Origin of the sequence: Pseudodesulfovibrio mercurii (assembly GCF_000189295.2) — a bacterium.
GTDB classification, from domain to species: Bacteria; Desulfobacterota; Desulfovibrionia; order Desulfovibrionales; family Desulfovibrionaceae; genus Pseudodesulfovibrio; species Pseudodesulfovibrio mercurii.
In genome coordinates this window covers 1,570,776-1,587,493 of sequence record NC_016803.1, presented here as the reverse complement: position 1 = coordinate 1,587,493, position 16,718 = coordinate 1,570,776, and the positions used below count along the sequence as shown (strand labels likewise).

The 16,718-nt window shown below is 69.7% G+C and carries 16 protein-coding genes; 2 read left to right on the top strand and 14 right to left on the bottom strand.

The window, feature by feature from the left end:
- Nucleotides 1–40: 40 nt before the first annotated feature.
- The 14 genes from DND132_RS07230 to DND132_RS07165 all read right to left on the bottom strand — a co-directional run bounded on the left by DND132_RS07230 (nt 41) and on the right by DND132_RS07165 (nt 14,269).
- Nucleotides 41–943, bottom strand: coding sequence for a DMT family transporter (locus DND132_RS07230; RefSeq protein WP_014322061.1), 903 nt, complete (start codon nt 941–943; stop codon nt 41–43).
- A gap of 18 nt (nt 944–961) precedes the next feature.
- Nucleotides 962–2,170: an aminopeptidase P family protein gene (locus DND132_RS07225; RefSeq protein ID WP_014322060.1), complete on the bottom strand. Its 1,209-nt coding sequence runs from the start codon at nt 2,168–2,170 to the stop codon at nt 962–964.
- A 511-nt stretch (nt 2,171–2,681) separates the two neighbouring features.
- On the bottom strand, nt 2,682–3,470 hold the full coding sequence (locus DND132_RS07220) for a YkgJ family cysteine cluster protein (RefSeq protein WP_190275299.1): 789 nt from the start codon (nt 3,468–3,470) through the stop codon (nt 2,682–2,684).
- 219 nt (nt 3,471–3,689) lie between these two features.
- On the bottom strand, nt 3,690–5,012 hold the full coding sequence (locus tag DND132_RS07215) for a tetratricopeptide repeat protein (RefSeq protein ID WP_014322058.1): 1,323 nt from the start codon (nt 5,010–5,012) through the stop codon (nt 3,690–3,692).
- The gene (locus tag DND132_RS17595; protein ID WP_014322057.1) at nt 5,009–5,653 is read right to left on the bottom strand and encodes an energy transducer TonB; all 645 of its coding nucleotides are present in this window, start codon (nt 5,651–5,653) and stop codon (nt 5,009–5,011) included. The genes DND132_RS07215 and DND132_RS17595 overlap by 4 nt, the downstream gene beginning before the upstream one ends.
- Entirely contained in the window at nt 5,650–6,087 is a 438-nt protein-coding gene (locus DND132_RS07205; RefSeq protein ID WP_014322056.1) for an ExbD/TolR family protein, read from the bottom strand. The genes DND132_RS17595 and DND132_RS07205 overlap by 4 nt, the downstream gene beginning before the upstream one ends.
- Nucleotides 6,084–6,629 (bottom strand): MotA/TolQ/ExbB proton channel family protein, encoded by a 546-nt coding sequence (locus DND132_RS17590; RefSeq protein WP_014322055.1) that lies wholly within the window; start codon nt 6,627–6,629, stop codon nt 6,084–6,086. The genes DND132_RS07205 and DND132_RS17590 overlap by 4 nt, the downstream gene beginning before the upstream one ends.
- A complete protein-coding gene (locus DND132_RS18665) occupies nt 6,626–8,071 on the bottom strand; it encodes a MotA/TolQ/ExbB proton channel family protein (RefSeq protein WP_014322054.1) in 1,446 nt (481 codons plus the stop codon). Before DND132_RS18665 ends, DND132_RS17590 begins: the two co-directional genes overlap by 4 nt.
- On the bottom strand, nt 8,068–8,904 hold the full coding sequence (locus DND132_RS07190) for a DUF3450 family protein (protein ID WP_014322053.1): 837 nt from the start codon (nt 8,902–8,904) through the stop codon (nt 8,068–8,070). The genes DND132_RS18665 and DND132_RS07190 overlap by 4 nt, the downstream gene beginning before the upstream one ends.
- Before the next feature lie 41 nt (nt 8,905–8,945).
- Nucleotides 8,946–9,680 (bottom strand): hypothetical protein, encoded by a 735-nt coding sequence (locus tag DND132_RS07185; protein ID WP_014322052.1) that lies wholly within the window; start codon nt 9,678–9,680, stop codon nt 8,946–8,948.
- A gap of 1 nt (nt 9,681) precedes the next feature.
- Nucleotides 9,682–10,248 carry a hypothetical protein gene (locus DND132_RS07180; RefSeq protein ID WP_014322051.1) on the bottom strand — a complete coding sequence of 189 codons (567 nt, stop codon included), beginning with the start codon at nt 10,246–10,248 and terminating at the stop codon, nt 9,682–9,684.
- On the bottom strand, nt 10,245–10,946 hold the full coding sequence (locus DND132_RS07175) for an energy-coupling factor transporter transmembrane component T family protein (RefSeq protein WP_041915732.1): 702 nt from the start codon (nt 10,944–10,946) through the stop codon (nt 10,245–10,247). Before DND132_RS07175 ends, DND132_RS07180 begins: the two co-directional genes overlap by 4 nt.
- Nucleotides 10,930–12,273, bottom strand: a complete 1,344-nt coding sequence (locus tag DND132_RS07170) for an ABC transporter ATP-binding protein (RefSeq protein ID WP_014322049.1) — start codon at nt 12,271–12,273, stop codon at nt 10,930–10,932. The genes DND132_RS07175 and DND132_RS07170 overlap by 17 nt, the downstream gene beginning before the upstream one ends.
- A gap of 25 nt (nt 12,274–12,298) precedes the next feature.
- Nucleotides 12,299–14,269 carry a TonB-dependent receptor gene (locus tag DND132_RS07165; protein ID WP_014322048.1) on the bottom strand — a complete coding sequence of 657 codons (1,971 nt, stop codon included), beginning with the start codon at nt 14,267–14,269 and terminating at the stop codon, nt 12,299–12,301.
- A gap of 642 nt (nt 14,270–14,911) precedes the next feature.
- Here DND132_RS07165 and DND132_RS07160 point away from each other — a divergent pair.
- Together DND132_RS07160 and DND132_RS18170 are read left to right on the top strand one after the other, a co-directional pair.
- Nucleotides 14,912–16,144 carry an NAD(P)-dependent oxidoreductase gene (locus DND132_RS07160; RefSeq protein ID WP_014322047.1) on the top strand — a complete coding sequence of 411 codons (1,233 nt, stop codon included), beginning with the start codon at nt 14,912–14,914 and terminating at the stop codon, nt 16,142–16,144.
- A 192-nt stretch (nt 16,145–16,336) separates the two neighbouring features.
- Nucleotides 16,337–16,633, top strand: a complete 297-nt coding sequence (locus tag DND132_RS18170; protein WP_014322046.1) for a hypothetical protein — start codon at nt 16,337–16,339, stop codon at nt 16,631–16,633.
- Nucleotides 16,634–16,718 lie beyond the last annotated feature (85 nt).

The following is a 16,718-nucleotide window of genomic DNA, read 5'->3' as shown; positions in this document are numbered from 1 at the left end:
AAAACGGTTTCTCTCTCATAGGGTTCTTGGCAAAGGTCGATTACTTCCTCGGTCTGGCCGATGATCCGGCCCACGCCCGGCGGCGTCCGGCGCAGAGGTTGGCGAAGAGCGGGCGCAGGGAGTCCAGGGACCCGACCACGGCCCCGCCCGTGACCAGCACGACCGCCGCCCCGTGCAGGACGGTGAACGGCCTGCCGTTCACGGCCACGAGCAGCAGGGTGGACAGCATGGGGGTCAGGTAGGCCAGGGCTCCGATCATGCGCGGATCGCCCCGCTTCATGGCCGCGTCCCAGGTGTAGAAGGCCGCGCCCATGGGGCCGCAGCCGAGCAGCAGGACGATCAGCCAGTCCCCGGACGACGGCGCCGGTCCCGGCCCGTCGGTGGCGAAGTGCAGGGCCAGGGACAGCAGCCCCGAGACCAGGCAGAAGCCGCCCACCGCCGACGACGGGAAGGGGGGCAGCCGCTTGGTCCCGAGGGAGTAGCAGGCCCAGATCACGGCCGCGCCCAGGGCGCAGAGGTAGCCGGGCAGATACTCCATGCGCAGCCCCAGCCGTCCGCCGGTGACGATCAGCCCCGCGCCCGCCAGGCCGAGGGCCGCGCCGAGCAGGTGGCCGGGCGTCAGCCTGTGGCCGGGCAGGAACAGGGGCGTGAACAGGACGATGAACAGGGGCCAGAGGTACTGGATCATGTTCGCCTCCACGGCCGGGGCTCGCCCGAAGGCCGCGAAGAGCAGGAAGTGGTATCCGAAGATGCCGCCCACGCCCACGAGCCACGTGGCGGGCGAGACCTTCCAGTGCCGCAGGCGCACGGCTCCGGCCAGCCCGCACACGGTCAGGACCAGTCCCACCGAGAGGAGCGGCGGGAGGTGCGAGATCCGGTCCGTGAGCAGGGCCAGGGAGCTCCACATGAGGATGGTTGCGAGGGCGGGCAGGGCGGCGTTCATTTCGGTGTTCCGGGCGGGTTAGGCCTTGATGATGTTGTGTTCCGGGCCCGTGGGGAAGCCGGTGATGTCGCGCGCGCCGTCCTCGGTCACGACCAGGATGTCGTGCTCGCGGTAGCCGCCCGCGCCGTCCTCGCCCTCGGAGATGGTGATCATGGGCTCCATGGAGATGACCATGTTCGGTTCGAGCACGGTCTCGATGTCCTCGCGGATCTCCAGCCCGGCCTCGCGGCCGTAGTAGTGGCTGAGCACGCCGAAGGAGTGGCCGTAGCCGAAGGTCCGGTTGGCCAGCAGGCCCTTTTCCGCATACATCTCGTTGAGTTCGGCGGCGATGTCGCAGCAGCGGACGCCCGGTTTGATCAGGGTCAGCCCCTTGCGGTAGACCGCGCAGTTGAACTCCCACAGTTCCAGGGCGCGGGGCGAGGGCTCGCCGAAGAACAGGGTGCGCTCCAGGGCGGTGTAGTAGCCCGCGATCATGGGGAAGCAGTTCAGGCTGAGGATGTCGCCCTTCTGGATGCGGCGGCTGGTCACCGGGTTGTGCGCGCCGTCGGTGTTGATTCCGGACTGGAACCAGGTCCAGGTGTCGCGCAGCTCGCCGTGCGGCACCCGGCGGGCGATCTCGCGGACCATGGCGTTGGTGGAGGCCAGGGCCACCTCGTGCTCGGGCACGCCCTCGCCCACGGCCGCCGCGCAGGCCGCGCCGCCGATGTCGGCCACGTTGGCCCCGATGGTGATCAGGTCGATCTCCTCCTGGGACTTGATCATGCGCATGCGCATGACGCCCTCGCTGATGTCCACGAATTCCGCGCCCGGGAAGATGGCGTCGAGCTTGCTGCGGTTCTGCACGGAGATGTGGTCGAACTCGATGCCGATGCGCTTGCTTCCGGCCAGCAGCTTCTTGATCGCCTTGAAATAGTTGTCCTTGCTCCAGTCCGTGTAGACGATGTTCTCGCCGAAGCTGCGCCGGTAGGGCTGACCGTAGTCGATGTTGGCGCTGATGGTCGTGGAGTTCGTCTGGGTGACGGTCAGTCCGAAGAACCGGCCGAAGGAGGTGTAGAGAAAGTCACTGTAGTAATTGATATTGTGTATGGAGGTGAAGAGGATGGCGTCCACGCTCTCCCTGGCCATGTAGGCCCGCAGGGAGTCCATGCGGCGCTGCATCTCGGCGCTGGAAAAGGTCCCCTTGACCCTGTTGCCGTTCTTTATCTCCAAAACATCGACCATATCCATTTTCGGTTCCTCCAGGTATTTGTTGCGGGCGGATGCGCCTGCGTTTGCCCCCTTCTCTGCAACGGGCAGGCCTGAACCCCGCGGAACCGGGGCCGGATTTGCCGACTGTAAGCCATAAGCAATCACAACATACTGATTTAATTCATGTAGTATTTTACTTTTCCGGAGATGTTCCGAGCGACTGTGCAACGGTGCGCGCCCGTAAAATAAGTTTTACTTATGACTACATCAGCAACACCGTTGGCTGAGGGCGCGCGATGGGCAGAATTTACATTTTGCGGCAATAAGCCGGATGAAAAATGCCAAAAATGGGACAATACTTTCCATTTTTGATAAATAATTGGCTGCCGATGGCGAACGGTTTTCGCTTGCTTATGGCTTGTGCGGTCGTCCGGGGCGCTGGGCGTGGATCGCAGAAGAAAGTCTTATGGATTTGGCCGGGGCGGTTGACGATTCGGTGCAGCCGCCGGTCCGGCCCGGCGTTCCCGGTGGCGGGGCCTCGGGCCGGGGCTCACCATGTCCGCTTGCGGCCGAAGAACGGGGCGCCGCGCAACCAGTCGGCCGTGCGGTCGAGCACTCCTCGTTCCGCGCCGCCTTCGAGCAGGAGGAGCACGGCGCGGGCCATGAGCAGGTAGCCCGCCTCGAGGTTCAGGGCGGCGGCGCCGCGCAGCAGGCCGTTCTGGACGGCGTCGGCCAGCCGCCGGACGATGGGGTGGTTCTCGATCATGGTCAGGGCGTTTTCCGACAGGTTGCTCTGCACGCAGCGGCCCACGTCCACCGAGTTCCAGCCCCGGCAGGCCAGGGGACGGGCGGGGTAGACCGAGCATCCGCCGTTTTCCAGGAACAGGCAGGGTAGCCGGTGCCGGATCATGCCGATGTCCTGCCAGCTCTTGCCCTTGAGGTCCTCGACCAGGGCCCGCGTCCGGGTTTCCAGGTCCAGGAGCCGCCCCCTGTCGCGCGTTTCCAGCAGATATTGGCCCAGGAACAGGGCCTCGGGTTCGGTCAGGGCCACCTGGTTGCAGCAGCAGTGGACGCACCCCGCCTTGCAGGCCAGGGGCGGGTCCAGGGTCAGCTCGGCGAACAGGGCGTCGAGCCGGTCGTAGGCGTCGCGCACGGCCAGGCAGAGGTCCTTGATCCGGGGGCCGGAGCCCTCGTCCGGACCGCCTTCGCCCTCCAGCAGCAACCCCGGAAGCAGGGCCGAGGCGAAGCGCTCCATGCGCTCCCTGGCCACGGTGTCGGCCAGGTCGTCGAGCTGTGCGGCGGGCGGCGGCGCGGACAGGGGCGGGACGCCGTGAACCACGCGTCCGGGATGGCGTCTTCCGCCGGGTCGGGATCGGGAACGAGCGGCCATGGCATACCTCGACTGTCCATGGGTTTCGACGAGGAACCGCAGAATTCATCCATCGGGCCGGAAAGGGCTCGTTGTCAAGGGAATGTTGGCGGCTCGGGGCGGGAAACGGTGATATGCGCCGGGATGCGGGCGTATCCGCCGTCTCGCGGCGGGGCGGAAAGGAACCGGTCAGGGCGCGGCTGTCAACGACGAGGGGGAGAGCGGGGCCGGGGCTAGGGCGGCCTCGCGGACCATGGCCCGCATGCCCTCGGCCAGGGACGCGCCGGTGTCGGCGTAGCCCGGCACGGCGGCGAGGTCGTCGAAGATGCGCGCCGCGCCGGTCCAGTCGCCCTCGCCCCAGCGCAGCTCCCCGGCCAGGAGCAGGAGGGCTCCCCGCAGGCGCTGCACGGTCCGCCCCGGATCGGCGGCAGGGGGACGCGCCGACGCCAGCAGCCCGTCCACGGCCTCCCCGGTGCGGCCCAGGTCCCGGAGGATGCGGCCGCGCAACAGGGCGGCCCGCAGGACGTCCTCGGGGGTGACGGTCGGGCCGGTTGCGGTGTTTGCGGCCCGCTCCCGGTCGAACCGGTCCAGGGCTTCCAGGGCCTCCCGGTTCCGGCCGTTCAGGCGGAGCAGTTCGGCCCGGCGCAGGGTTGTGCCGGGCTCGTCGGCGGCGGCCAGGCAGCGGGCCGCCTCGGCGTGGGCGTGGCCCAGGGCGTACAGGGCGGCCAGCTCACGGTATTCGTCCGGCGCGGCCCGGCCGTCGGGGCGCAGGGCGCGGGCGGTCTCCAGGGCGGACGCGGCCGCGAGCGGGTCGCCGTGGCGGGCCAGGACCCGGCCGAGCAGGGACCAGGCCGCCGGGTCGCGGGGATGGCGTCGGGCGCAGGCGCGGCAGCGGGCCAGGGCCGCGTCCGTTCTGTCCAGTCGCAGGCAGCAGTAGGCGGACATGGCGGTCCAGGACACGGGCGCGGCGGGCTCGGTGGTCTCGGCGCGGTCCAGCAGGCCAAGGGCCTGGGGGAAGCGGTGCATGCGGGCCTGGGCCGATCCGGCCATGGCCAGCAGGGTGGGCTCGCGCCCCTCCTCGGGTTGCAGGCCGTAGGCCCGTTCCAGGGCCGGGGCCGCCTCGGCGAACCGCTGGCGGTTGAACAGCAGGATGCCCAGGTTGCGCGCCGTGCCGGGGTCGTTCGGGTAGAGACCGGCGGCCCTGCGGTAGGTGACCAGGGCCGCGTCATGGGCACCGGCCCGCTCCTGGGCCCAGGCCAGGTGGTCGAGGACCACCAGGGGCGGGCGCGCCTCGTCGGCCACGGGCAGGAGCCGCTGCGCCGCTCCGGCCGGGTCGCCCTGTTCCATCAGCTCCCGCGCCTCGGTCACGGCGGCATACTGTGCCGGGCCCAGGCGGTCGTCCCGCGCGCGGCCCGCCCGGGCCGGACCGGGCAGGCCCAGGGCGAGGCCCAGGCACAGGACCAGGGCCAGGGCGAAAGGCGTGAGGGCGGCGTGGCGGCGGGGGCGGGTCATCGGTCCAGCCTGAAGCGTATGGGGATGTCGATGCGCACGGCCACGGGCTCTCCCCGGCGCCGGGCCGGGGCAAAGGTCCAGCCGCGCACGGCCTTGAGGGCCGCCTCGTCGAACACGCCCGCCGGTTCGGACTCGACCACCTCGGTCTCGGTCACCCGGCCGTATTCGTCCACCAGGGCCCGGACCAGGACGTGGCCCTGGGTGCCGGTGCGCCGGGCGGACGCCGGATAGTACGGGTCCAGCCGGGTCAGCACGCGCGGCGGCTGGTCGAAGACGGGGTCGCCCGGCCCGGCGGGCACGGCTCCAGGCCCCTCGGGCGCGTTCATGGACAATCCCAGGGACTCGGGCTCCCCTTCCAGGGCCGGGAGGGGCATGTCGGACGGTCCCTGCAAGGCTGGCAGGGTCAGGGGCGCGGCCGGTGTCCGGGGCGCGCTCGGCAGGGCGCGGGCCATGCTGCCCGGCGCGCCCGCCTCGGTCGGATGTCTTGTCTCGGGCGGCATGGCCGCCACGGGCACGGGGTCGTCCCGGAGTATGGGGGCGTCCGCGTGGCGCACCGTGCCGAGCAGGGGGATGAGCAGGCAGAAGGCCAGGGTCACGGCCGTCGCGCCCGTCAGGGCGATCAGCGGCTTGCCCATGGTCATGGGGCCGCCCCGGCCGGAGCGTATCCGTCCTTCACGGCCCGCGCCCCCAGGCTGACCGAGCGCACCCCGGCCAGACGGCAGGCGTCGAGCACGCGCACGGTGATGCCCGTGGGGCAGTCCCGGTCCGCGACCACGACCACGGGCCCGCCCGGGCGTTCGGCCACGAACCGCTCCATGCGCGGGCGCAGGGCCCGGATGTCCAGCCGCTCGCCCTCGATGGACAGCGCGCCCTGGGCGGTGACCCCGATAATCAGGGCCTCGTCCGCCGAGGTCTCGGCGCTGGCCGCCGCAGGCCGCTGCACGTCCACACCGCTCTCGCGCACGAAGCTGGCCGTGGCCAGGAAGAAGATGAGCAGGATGAAGATCATGTCCACCATGGGGGCGACGTTGATGTCCACGGACTCGTCGCGTTGGGCGCGGCGCAGGATTCTCATGGCGCGACGCCTCCGGTCACGGCGTGGACGGCGGGGCGTGCGCGTTCCGGGCGGATGTGCAGGCGCAGGGCGCGGCGGCGCAGGAAATACACGGCGATGAGGCCGGGCACGGCCACCACCAGGCCGGTCTGGGTGGAGATCATGGCCTGGCTGATGCCCGAGGACAGGACCTGGGGCGAGGCCGAGCCGAAGCGGGCCACGCCGTCGAAGGTCTCGATCATGCCCGTGACCGTGCCGAGCAGGCCGAGCAGGGGGGCGGCGGCCGCGAACACGGCGGCCAGGGAGAGCCTGCGCCGGGTACGGGCGCGCACGCCCTCGGCCAGGGCGTCGGCCAGGTCGGCGTCCCCCGGACCGGGGCCGGGGCAGAGCCGGGCGAAGGTCTGTTCCAGCTCGGCCCGCAGGCCGCCCGCCGATGCGGGCAGGAGGTCGAGCCAGGCGCGCAGGATGAGATACCACATGGCCAGGCAGCACAGCAGCAGGGGCGCCATGGTCGCGCCGCCCGCGTGGACGAAGTCGAGCACGGTCCGCAGCAGGCCGGTCATGCCGCGCCGTCCTTGTCCGGGTTCGCGGCGAGCAGGGCCTGGAAGGCCGCGCACTGCTGCTCCATGTCCGAGGCCAGCCCCTGGACTCGCTGCTTGAGGAACTGGTGCAGGAGCATGGCCGGGATGGCCACGCCGAGGCCTGCCTGGGTGGTGATCAGCGCCTCGCTGATGCCGCTGGACATGATCCGGGGGTTGGCCGTGCCGAACACGGTCACGGCCTGGAAGGAGTCGATCATGCCCGTGACCGTGCCGAGCAGGCCGAGGAGCGGGGCCACGGCGGCCATGACCGCGATGAAGCCCAGCCCGCTTTCCAGCCGGTGCAGCTCGGCCAGGAACCCCTCCTGGAGCCGTTTGTCCCGGAGCTCCGGGTCGGCGTCGGGAGCGGCCCAGAGCAGGACCCGCGCCGCCGGGGTGCGCGGCAGGGATTTCAGCAGCCGGGTCAGACCGGACGGGCCGTCCGCGTCCCAGGCCGTGCGCAACCGCAGAGCGAAATCCCTGGGGCAGGGCCGGGCCAGGAACAGGCGCGCGCCCTTGTAGAAGACCACCAGCAGGGCGGCCAGGCCGATGACCAGGATGGGCCACAGGAGCAGGCCGCCGCCCTGGACCCAGTCGTCCAGGGTGCGCCGGGCCTGAAGCAGGGACAGGGCCGCGCCGTGGGACGGGTCCACGGGCAGGACCTGCCCCGCGCCGTCGGCCCAGGCGGCCATGGCCTTTTCCGCCTCGCCGGGCGTGGCGGCCACGGCCTGCGGCGGCGTGGAGCCGGGAGTCAGCAGGCAGGTCCGGCCGTCCTCGTCGCGGGCTCCGAGAAACAGGCTGCCCGCGCGCAGCAGGCCGCCGGTCCGCGTCCGGCCGTCCGGGCCGAGGAAGGTCCCCGGCCGCGTCTCGGCGGTGGCTCCGGAGCGGATCTCGTCCAGGAGCAGCCCTCCCAGACCGGTGATGGTCGGGAGGCCGGGAAAGTCGCGGGACCGGGCCACGCGGTCCAGGGGGGCCAGGCGGTCCGGAACCAGGGAGGTCAGGGCGCTCGCCGCGAGCAGGGTGCGGGCCTGGGCCGCGTTGGACCGGACCGCGTCCTCCACCGCGCGCATCTCCCCGGCCACGGCGTCGTATCGGGCGGCCAGCTCCGCGCGCTCGCCGCGCAGCCGGGCCAGTTCGGCCACGGCCTTGTCCAGCCGGGCCCGCTCTGCGTCGCGGGCCTTGCGCAGGGCGGCCACCTTTGTGCGGAGTTGATCGCGGTCCAGGTCGAGGAGTTTGTTCACGGCCCCGGTCCGGGCCGTCATGTCCCGGGCCAGGCCGTCCAGGCGGGCTGTGGCGTCGTCCGCCGCGCGAGCCGTTCGGGCCAGGACCGGAACGGCCACGGCGAGACAGAGGAGCAGCCACAGGGCCGGGCAGAGCCGCAGGCGGAGGATCGGAAAAACAATCGGGCGGCGGGCAAGGCGGATCATTGCGCCTCCCCGGTCTGTGCGGTTTGGGCGGCGGACTGCGATTCGGTCGGCTGGGCTCCGTGGCCCACGGGCAGGTAGATCAGCTCCGCGATGCGCTGCTTGCGGGCTATCTGCACCGCCTTGACCAGCTCGCGGCCGTCGGCTCCGGGCAGTTCGACCCACTCGGCCGAGGCCGGTTCGAACCGTTCGACCCACGCGCCCGAGGCGGGCATGCGCAGCAGGGCCAGCCTGCCCGCGCGCAGCACGGTCACGGCCATGGGCGCGCCGCGCACCTGCATGACCGCGTCCTCGGCCTCCACGTCGAGGCTGTAGCCCGCCTCCATGCGCAGGGCCTCCAGCAGACGGCCGAGCTTTTCGCCGGACGGGGCGTCGGGGTCGTCCAGGGTCCGGCGCAGGGCGGCCAGCCTGGCCCTCCGCTCGTCCTCGGCAAAGGGCAGGTCCCGGTCACGCGCCCGGACCAGGGCCGCGTAGAGGGTCTCCATGACCCGGTCCAGATCGCGCCGGGTGGCCAGGGCCGCGTCCGTGCGTTCCCCGAGCTCCTTGATGTCCGCCCGTTCGCGGGCGATGTACGCCTCCTGCCGGGCCACGGCGAAACGGTCCGCCTCGGTGTCGTAAAGCAGCTGGCGGGCCTCGTCGAGCAGGCCTTCGCGCTCGGCGGCCCATTTCTCGGCCCGGACCCCGGCGGTCCCGGCACGGCGCGCCGAATCCTCCACCCGCGTCCGTGCGGCCGGGATAGCCTCGTCCCCAGCGTGGGCGGGGCGCTCGGCCAGGACTCCCGCGCAGAGCGGGAGCAGGAGGAACAGAGCGGCGAACAGGCGGAGGCGGGTCTTCATGGCACATCCTTGCGGGCTGGGGCCGGGCTGCGGCCGTTGACTCAGTAAATCTTCAATTCCTTCTTGTGCAGCAGGCGCATGGTCCCGTTCCCGTTGTCGGGGCGGGCCAGGAGCACGGCCTGGCCGTGGCGGCGGATGAGCTTGATCTGCTCCTGGAGCAGGACCGGGGTCTCGTCGGCCAGGACCGCGTCCGCCTCGTCCTGGACGTGATGGGCCCCGCACAGCCGGGCGACCTCGCCCGCGGGCATGACCGTGCCGTCGGGCCCCAGGTGCATCCAGCTCCGGTAGCGGCCGTCCTGGCCGCCCATGCGCAAGCCCACGCCCGCCAGGGCGCCGACCACGCCGTCGCCCGTGCCGCCGTGCTCGGACAGGTGCACGCCCAGCTCACCGGCCAAGCCGTAGGCCAGTCCCTTGTTCAGCACCGTGCACTTGGCGTCGTTGCCGAAGCGGATGAGCCGCTCCCTGGCCTCGCCGGACAGGGTCTCGGGGACCAGACACAGGCCGGGGTCGGAGCCGGGCGCGCCGTTGCGTTCGAGGAAGGCCTGCATGTAGCGGATGACCGCCTCGGGGTCGCCGCACTCCTCCATCTCCATGCACATGGAGCTGTTGTGCGAGGTGTAGGGCACGTCCTCGTGGACGAAGAGCTGGTGGCGGCTGATGGCCGAGAACGAGCCCAGCCCCAGGTCCTTCATCTCGTTGCAGGCCTGTTCGGCCAGCCAGCCGGTGCCCTTGGTCTCCAGGTTGTCGGTGTCGTCGATGCAGAGATAGTAGCGCATGTCAGCCTCTTGGTTGTGGGGTCGCGGGGAGAAGGCCCCGTGCCTTGAGTTTACGGATGATGGGTGCGACGGCCAGGCCGCCCAGCGCCCCGAACAGGGCGCCGCCGAGGGTCTTGAGGAAGGCGTGGGCCATGATGATCTCGGGGTCCATGCCCACCAGCCAGTCCGTGACCGCCACGCCGATGATGCGGGTGGCGGCCGCGATGAATCCGACCAGGGCGCAGAAGAGCAGCGAGCCGCCCAGGCCGGGAAAGAACAGGAAGGCCAGGTCCACGCACAGGGACGGGAACAGGAACTTGAGCAGCAGCAGGGGGCCGCCCTTGCCCATGCCGAGCAGCACCGAGGCCAGGCCCGCCGCCAGACCCGTGGCCGTGGCCGCGAACTTCAGCCCGGTCACCGCCCTGGGCAGGATCAGGAAGAAGATGGTGAAGAACATGGCGTGGCCCGGAATGCCCAGGTTCAGGCGCAGGACCATCTTGGTGGCCAGCAGGAACAGGGCGCAGAAGCCCATGAGCAGGGTGTCCCGCAGGGCGGTGGAGGGACCGTTGTAAGGGGCGTTGTCGGTCAAGGGAGGGACTCCTCTGCGGCGGCCTCGGCCTCCGCGTGGCGTTGTGCTTCGTCAAGGGGCCAGGCCGTGCGGTTGCCGCGCATGGAGAACCCCCTGGCCTTGGCGCTGTCCGCGATCTCCGTGGCCAGCTCGATGCTTTGCAGCACGGCGGGCAGGCCGATGCAGGACACGGCGTCGGGCCAGTTGCGCGGGTTGAGCAATTCGCGCGGCAGCACCCGCGCCCCGCGTAGGACCTGGGCCTCGTGGATGACGCGCACGCGTTCGATGAGCAGGGGGAAGAAGCGCAGGCAGCAGGCGGCCACGAAGGGCAGGTTGCCGGGCAGGATGCGCTTGAGGATCCGTTCCAGGGCGGCCGGGGGCACCAGGCGGACGGTCAGCATGCCCGGCACGAAGACCAGGATCAGGCGCAGGGACACGTCCAGTCCGCCGCGCCACTCGCCTGGGCCGAAGCGCAGGCAGTACAGCCCCGTGACCACCGCGATCTGCCAGAAGCAGGCCATGGCCAGGCGCAGCAGACGGCGCGGGCCGGGCCGCGAGATCAGCAGCAGCCCGCCCTCGATCACGGCCAGGACCGGCATGGACCACGGTCCGTGCCAGACCACGGCCAGGAGCGACAGCACCGGGCAGAGGATGAGCATGAGCCAGGCCGGGGGCCTGAAGCGGGCCGGGCGCGCGGACGGTTCAGGCCACGGGTTCAAGACGGCCCCCTGAAATCCGCAGCTCGCGGGTATAGAAATCGGCGAAACGAAGGGAAGAGGTCGGGTTGTGACCCGTGACCAGCACGGCCATGCCGCGCCGGGCGCGCTCCGCGTCGAGCACGCCGTGGACCCGCTCGCGGGCCTCCCGGTCCAGCCCGGCGAAGGGGTCGTCCAGCAGGAGCAGGTCCGGCTCCTGGGTCAGGCACGCCCCCAGGGCGGTCAGCCGCTGCTGGCCGTAGCTGAGCAGGAACGGGGCGCGGTCCAGCAGGTCGCTGATGCCCAGCGCCTTGGCCGCGCACCGGGCCCGGCCCTCGGGGTCGTCCAGTCCCTTGCGCCGGGCCGCGTAGGCCAGCTCGCGCAGGACCGTGTCCTCGAAGAGCTGGCTGGAAGGGCTTTGCAGGACCAGGCCCACCCGGCCGCGCAGCCGGGCCGGGGCCACGGGCTGGTCGAACAGGGTCGCGGTGCCCGCGTCCGGGGCCAGGAACCCGGCCAGGATGCGGGTCAGGGTGGACTTGCCGCTGCCGTTGCCGCCCTCCACGTGCACGGCCTCGCCCGGCCGGATGGTCAGGTCGAGGCCGGAAAAGACCTGGTGGTCCCCCCGCCGGAGGGACAGGTCCCAGACCTCCAGCAGGGCCGGTCCGGTCCCGTCGGTCGGCCGGTTCGCCGCGCGCGGCGGCGGGGCCGGGGCGAGGACCGGCTCGGACGGGCGCAGCCCGTGGTCCTCGATGCGCCACCAGTGGGTGATGTGCGCCGCCAGGGGATCGGGCCGGTGCTCGCACAGGAGCACGCCGCCGCCCCGCTTCAGGACGGCGTCCACCACCCCGGCCACGGCGCGGCAGCCGTCCGGGTCGAGCTGGGCGCAGGGCTCGTCGAGCAGGAGCAGCCCCGGTTCCGTGACCAGGGCCCCGGCCAGGACCAGGCGGTACTGGCGTCCCATGGACAGGCTGGAGGTCGGGGTGTGGGTGGGCACGGGCAGATCCGCCTCGGCCAGGGCGCGGGCGACCTTGTCCGGCATGGCGGCGGGATCGACGCCCGCGTTCTCCAGGGCGAAGGCGGTCTCAGGACCCACGTGGTCGAAGAGGATCTGGGTGCCGGGATTCTGGAACACGGTGCCGGCCCGTCCGGTGCGCTCCATCGCCCCGTTCAGGGCCTCGGGGGGGAGCAGGCCCGCGGCGGCCAGCAGGAGGCTGGACTTGCCGCTTCCGGTGGGACCGACGATGCAATGGCATTCGCCGGCCCCCACCGAGAGATTGACTCCGGTGAGGACCGGCGGTGTTCGGTCGTTGAACCGTATGCTCAGTTCCCGCAGGCGCAGATGTGCCGACATATGCTCCTGGACGCTCCCCGGCGGGCTAGAACGTGTAGTCCAGCCCCGTGTAGACGACGCGCCCGGGCCGGGCGAAGCCGTAGGACTCTTCGTAGTCCACGTCGAACAGGTTGTCCGCGCCGACGTAGACTGACAGGGCGTCCGTGAACGCCTGGCTGATCTTGATGTCCACCAGCCCGTAGTCGGGCATGTGCTTGGTCTCGGACCCTTCGATGGTCCACTGGTCGGAGAAGAAGCGCCACCCGGCGAAGATCGTGGTCTTCGTGGGGGCCACCCAGGTGCCTTGGGCGGTGATCTTGTGGCGCGGCCGGTATTGCAGCTTGTGCGTCTGGGCGTCGTCCGAGAGGTTCTGGCTGTCCAGGTAGGTGTAGCCCAACTGGGTGGACAGTCCTTCCGCCAGGCGGGAGGACAGGGTGGTCTCGAAGCCCTGGAAGAGGTACTTGTCGTGGTTCTGGTAAACGTCGCCCACTTTTTCGATGTAGTTCTCGGAATCGTTCCGGAACACGGTGAAGTCCAGGGTGGAGGCCAGGGGCAGGGCCTGGGAGATGCCCACCTCGTACAGCCAGTTGATCTCGTTGGTCAGATCGGCGTTGCCCGCGACGGAGTCATACAGGTTCTGGATCGAGGGGTTGCGGATCTTGCGGGCCTGGGAGGCCTTGATGTTGGTGCCCTCGAAGAGCTGGTAATTGGCCGCCAGCACGTAGGAGTAGGTGTTCAACGTCTTGTAGCTCCGGGCCTGGCCGTTGAGGCTGAGGCCGAGGGAGACCTGGAGGTCATTGAGCGGCGACACGTCGTCCTGGAGGGCGACGACGTAGTTGCTCAGGGTCTCGTCGGCGTCGAGCGGCCCGGACGTGGTGTTGTTGATCCGGGTGAAGCCGTTCTCGCTCCAGTTCTGGCGCTCGCCGATGAGGCCCAGGACGAACCGGCCGAAGGAGTCGGTGTTGTAGCCCCACTGGTTGTTCAGGCCCAGGGTGGTGGACGTGGACTTGCTGTGGAACGAGCCCTTCTTGGTCTGGGTGTCGTAGTTGTCGTCGTCGTAGCGCGAGGTCTCGTTGTACTCGCGGCTGGCGTAGATCATCAACCGGGTGTCCACGGTCTTGTTGAACTCGTGGTTCATGGCCAGTTGCGCGTCCGCGCCGCTGTAGTCCAGGACGCGCTCGTACTTGGGCGTCTTGGCGAACGGGTCGGTGGCGCTGCCCTTGATGGTGGACGGCGGCTTGCCGTACTCACCCTCGAACAGGTTGAGGACCGCGCCGAAGCTGGTGCTGTCGCTGGCCTGGTAGGTCATGTTGCCGAGCACGTTGACGTGTTCGCGGTCGCTGTTTTTGCGCAGGTCCGAGTCCTGGTAAAGGGTATTGTCGAAGTCCGAGGAGACCGGGTAGCCGTTGCGCGTCAGGTAGCTGGCCCCCATGTAGTAGTCCAGCTTGTCCATGCCGCCCGCGATGGTGGTCTGGAGCTTGTAGAGATCGCCCTGGCCGGCCATGGCGCCGGCCGTTCCCTTAAAATCCTTGGTACCCTTCTTGGTGATGATGTCGATGACGCCCGCGTTGCCGTCGTTGCCGTAGAGCACCGAGGACGCGCCGCGGGTGATCTTGATGCGGGCGATGTTCTCCACCGGGATGGCGTCCGGGTCGAACTGGCCGTCCAGCACGGACTGGAACGGGATGCCGTTGAGCAGCAGCTTGATGTTCCGGGTGCGCATGCCGCGGATGTCGATGCGGCAGGTGCCGTCGGCCGCGGTGCGGGTGGTCACGCCGGGCACCATCTTGAAGGCGTCGGCCAGGGTCAGGGCCCCGGCGTTCTTCAGTTCCTCTCCGGTGATCTCCGTCACCGTGGTCGATTTCTCCAGGACGCTGGACGAGTCGCTGACAACGACTTCACCGAGGGTGTACTCGGCCTTGTCCTGGGTTTTGCCGTCCCCGTCCTGGGCGAGGGACGGCGTGGCGCAGAGCGCGACGAACAGTCCGATGAGCAGCAGCAGTCGAGAGCATTTCATTCCGGTTTCCTCATGAGCATGGGCAGACCGGCCGCGTGTCCGGGATAACCGCGCGGCCCCCCATGACCTCGCGGAACGCGACCGTGCCGCATCCAGCAGCAGCGTTGCGAACGGTGGAATAGCAGAACATCCCAGACAGAAGGTTCTATTATTATGCTCGACAGGACATGTCAATTATTATGCTCGATTGAACATACCAATATACATCGGAGCATTCTATTGATCGATGTATTCTCATCAGCGGAAGGGGGCGGAACTGCCCCGGACGGCGGCGCCATGGTCGGGCGGCCTTCCTTTCCGGCAAAGGGTGGCGCCGAATGGGTTCGCCCGGCAATTCCGGGACCAGCCGCACGGTCCGGCGGCGAAGGCGGGGCGTTTTCTCCCGGTATGGTCGGGAATATTACGTAAATCAAAGATGTTGGCGAACCGTGCCGGACCGGGACAACCGGGGTGAATCGACCGCTTTTGGCCGCCGCTCGGCGGGACTCCTGGGGTCATGTGCCCCGTTTCGGGGGTACCGCCGGATCAGAATGACCCGGCGGTCTAACGGACATGCGGGAATTGCGCGTTTTCCGGAGTTCCTGTAGGACCATCTGTCTGTCCGGCGTGCCGGGTCATATCGACAACCAGGAAGGAACAGGAATGGGCAAACACATCATCGAAGAGGCGGCGCGCTGCCTCCAGTGCAAGAAGCCGTTGTGCAGCAAGGGCTGTCCCGTCTCCACCCCGGCCAACCTCATGGTCGAGGCCCTGCTCGCGGGCGACATGCGCAAGGCGGGCGCGCTGTTGTTCGACAACAACCCCCTGACCGCGGTCTGTTCGCTGATCTGCCCGCACGAACGGTTCTGCGAGGGACACTGCGTCCTGGGCAGAAAGGGCGCGCCGGTCCAGGTCAGCAGCATCGAACAGTACATCTCCCGCTACTACCTGGAGCAGTTCCAGCCCGAGCGCCCGGCAAACGGCAACAACAGCAAGCGCATCGCCATCATCGGGTCCGGCCCGGCCGGGATCACCGTGGCCATCATCCTGGCCCGCCAGGGGTTCGACGTGACCCTGTTCGAGTCCAAGGAGAGGATCGGCGGGGTGCTCCAGTATGGCATCCCGGACTTCCGCCTGCCCAAGGACATCCTCGAGAAGCTCAAGGAAAAGCTCCTGGGCCTGGGCGTGAAGATCCGGCCCAACACGCTCATCGGGCCGGTCATCGGCATCGACGACCTGTTCCGCGACGACTACCGTGCGATCTTCATCGGCACCGGGGTCTGGAACCCCAAGCCGCTGCGCCTCAAGGGCGAGACCCTGGGCAACGTGCATTACGCCATCCACTATCTCCAGAATCCCGGCGTCTACAACCTGGGACCGAGGGTCGCGGTCATCGGCGCGGGCAACGTGGCCATGGACGTGGCCCGGACCGCCCTGCGCAAGGGCGTCCGCGAGGTCACCGTGCTCTACCGCCGGGGCGAGGCGGACATGACCGCCACCAAATACGAATACGAGTACGCCAAGGTGGACGGGGTCCGCTTCCGCTTCCACACCTCCCCCGAGGAACTGACCGAACAGGGCGTGATCTGCGTGGAAACGCGGGTCGTGGAGGGCGAGGACGGCCGCAACCGCGTGGAGCCCGTGGAGGGCTCGGAGTTCCTGTTCGAGGCCGACTCGACCTTCATCGCGGTCAGCCAGGCCCCGCGCTCCAACCTGGTGGGCCTGGAGGTGGGCAAGACCGGCCTGATCATCACCGACGAGGACGGCCGGACCACCCGCGAGGGCGTGTTCGCCTCGGGCGACGTGGTCACCGGGGCCAAGACCGTGGCCGAGGCCGTGAGCCGCTCCAAACGTTCGGCCCAGGCCATCATGGACTACGTGGCGGGTCTGGACTGATCCGGGCATCGGGCGGCGGAACGTGCGCCGCGGGGGGCACGGCCGCGGCGTTCGTGCCAAGCCGTGCCACCCGGCCGGGACCGGTCCCCGGGTCCGGGCACGAAGGGAATTTTGTTGCGGGGCTTGTCTTCGGCGGGAATCGAATACATACTTTATTCAGAGGGCTATGATTCAGCCCCGAAGGAGGACGCCATGTGCAAGGACTGCGGTTGCAACACCGGCAAGGACAAGGTGGCCCACAAGCACGCCCACGGTGACAAGGGCGGGCATATGCACGAACATGAGCACGAACACGCTCACGTGCACGAGCACACCCACGAGGATGGCACCACCCATACCCATGAACACTGCCACGTGCACAGCCATGAGCATGAGCACGGGCATGAGCACGGGGTCGAGGGCGAGCACAAGCACGGCCACGGCACCCACAGCCACGACGAGGGCCACGCCCACGACGGCGGCGACGGGCACGGCCACAGCCACGATTAGGCAACGGGCGCGACGGCCCGGCGCGGACGAAACCGACGGCCCGGAAGGATGACCTTCCGGGCCGTTTTGCGTCCGGGCCGGGGAC

Bases quoted from the DNA above. Each gene is read 5' to 3' on its own strand.
- DND132_RS07165 (WP_014322048.1), bottom strand. From the start codon at position 14,269: ATGAAATGCTCTCGACTGCTGCTGCTCATCGGACTGTTCGTCGCGCTC.
- DND132_RS07185 (WP_014322052.1), bottom strand. From the start codon at position 9,680: ATGCGCTACTATCTCTGCATCGACGACACCGACAACCTGGAGACCAAG.
- DND132_RS17595 (WP_014322057.1), bottom strand. From the start codon at position 5,653: ATGACCATGGGCAAGCCGCTGATCGCCCTGACGGGCGCGACGGCCGTG.
- DND132_RS07205 (WP_014322056.1), bottom strand. From the start codon at position 6,087: ATGAGAATCCTGCGCCGCGCCCAACGCGACGAGTCCGTGGACATCAAC.
- DND132_RS07160 (WP_014322047.1), top strand. From the start codon at position 14,912: ATGGGCAAACACATCATCGAAGAGGCGGCGCGCTGCCTCCAGTGCAAG.
- DND132_RS17590 (WP_014322055.1), bottom strand. From the start codon at position 6,629: ATGACCGGCCTGCTGCGGACCGTGCTCGACTTCGTCCACGCGGGCGGC.
- DND132_RS07215 (WP_014322058.1), bottom strand. From the start codon at position 5,012: ATGACCCGCCCCCGCCGCCACGCCGCCCTCACGCCTTTCGCCCTGGCC.
- DND132_RS07225 (WP_014322060.1), bottom strand. From the start codon at position 2,170: ATGGATATGGTCGATGTTTTGGAGATAAAGAACGGCAACAGGGTCAAG.
- DND132_RS07170 (WP_014322049.1), bottom strand. From the start codon at position 12,273: ATGTCGGCACATCTGCGCCTGCGGGAACTGAGCATACGGTTCAACGAC.
- DND132_RS07190 (WP_014322053.1), bottom strand. From the start codon at position 8,904: ATGAAGACCCGCCTCCGCCTGTTCGCCGCTCTGTTCCTCCTGCTCCCG.
- DND132_RS18170 (WP_014322046.1), top strand. From the start codon at position 16,337: ATGTGCAAGGACTGCGGTTGCAACACCGGCAAGGACAAGGTGGCCCAC.
- DND132_RS07230 (WP_014322061.1), bottom strand. From the start codon at position 943: ATGAACGCCGCCCTGCCCGCCCTCGCAACCATCCTCATGTGGAGCTCC.
- DND132_RS18665 (WP_014322054.1), bottom strand. From the start codon at position 8,071: ATGATCCGCCTTGCCCGCCGCCCGATTGTTTTTCCGATCCTCCGCCTG.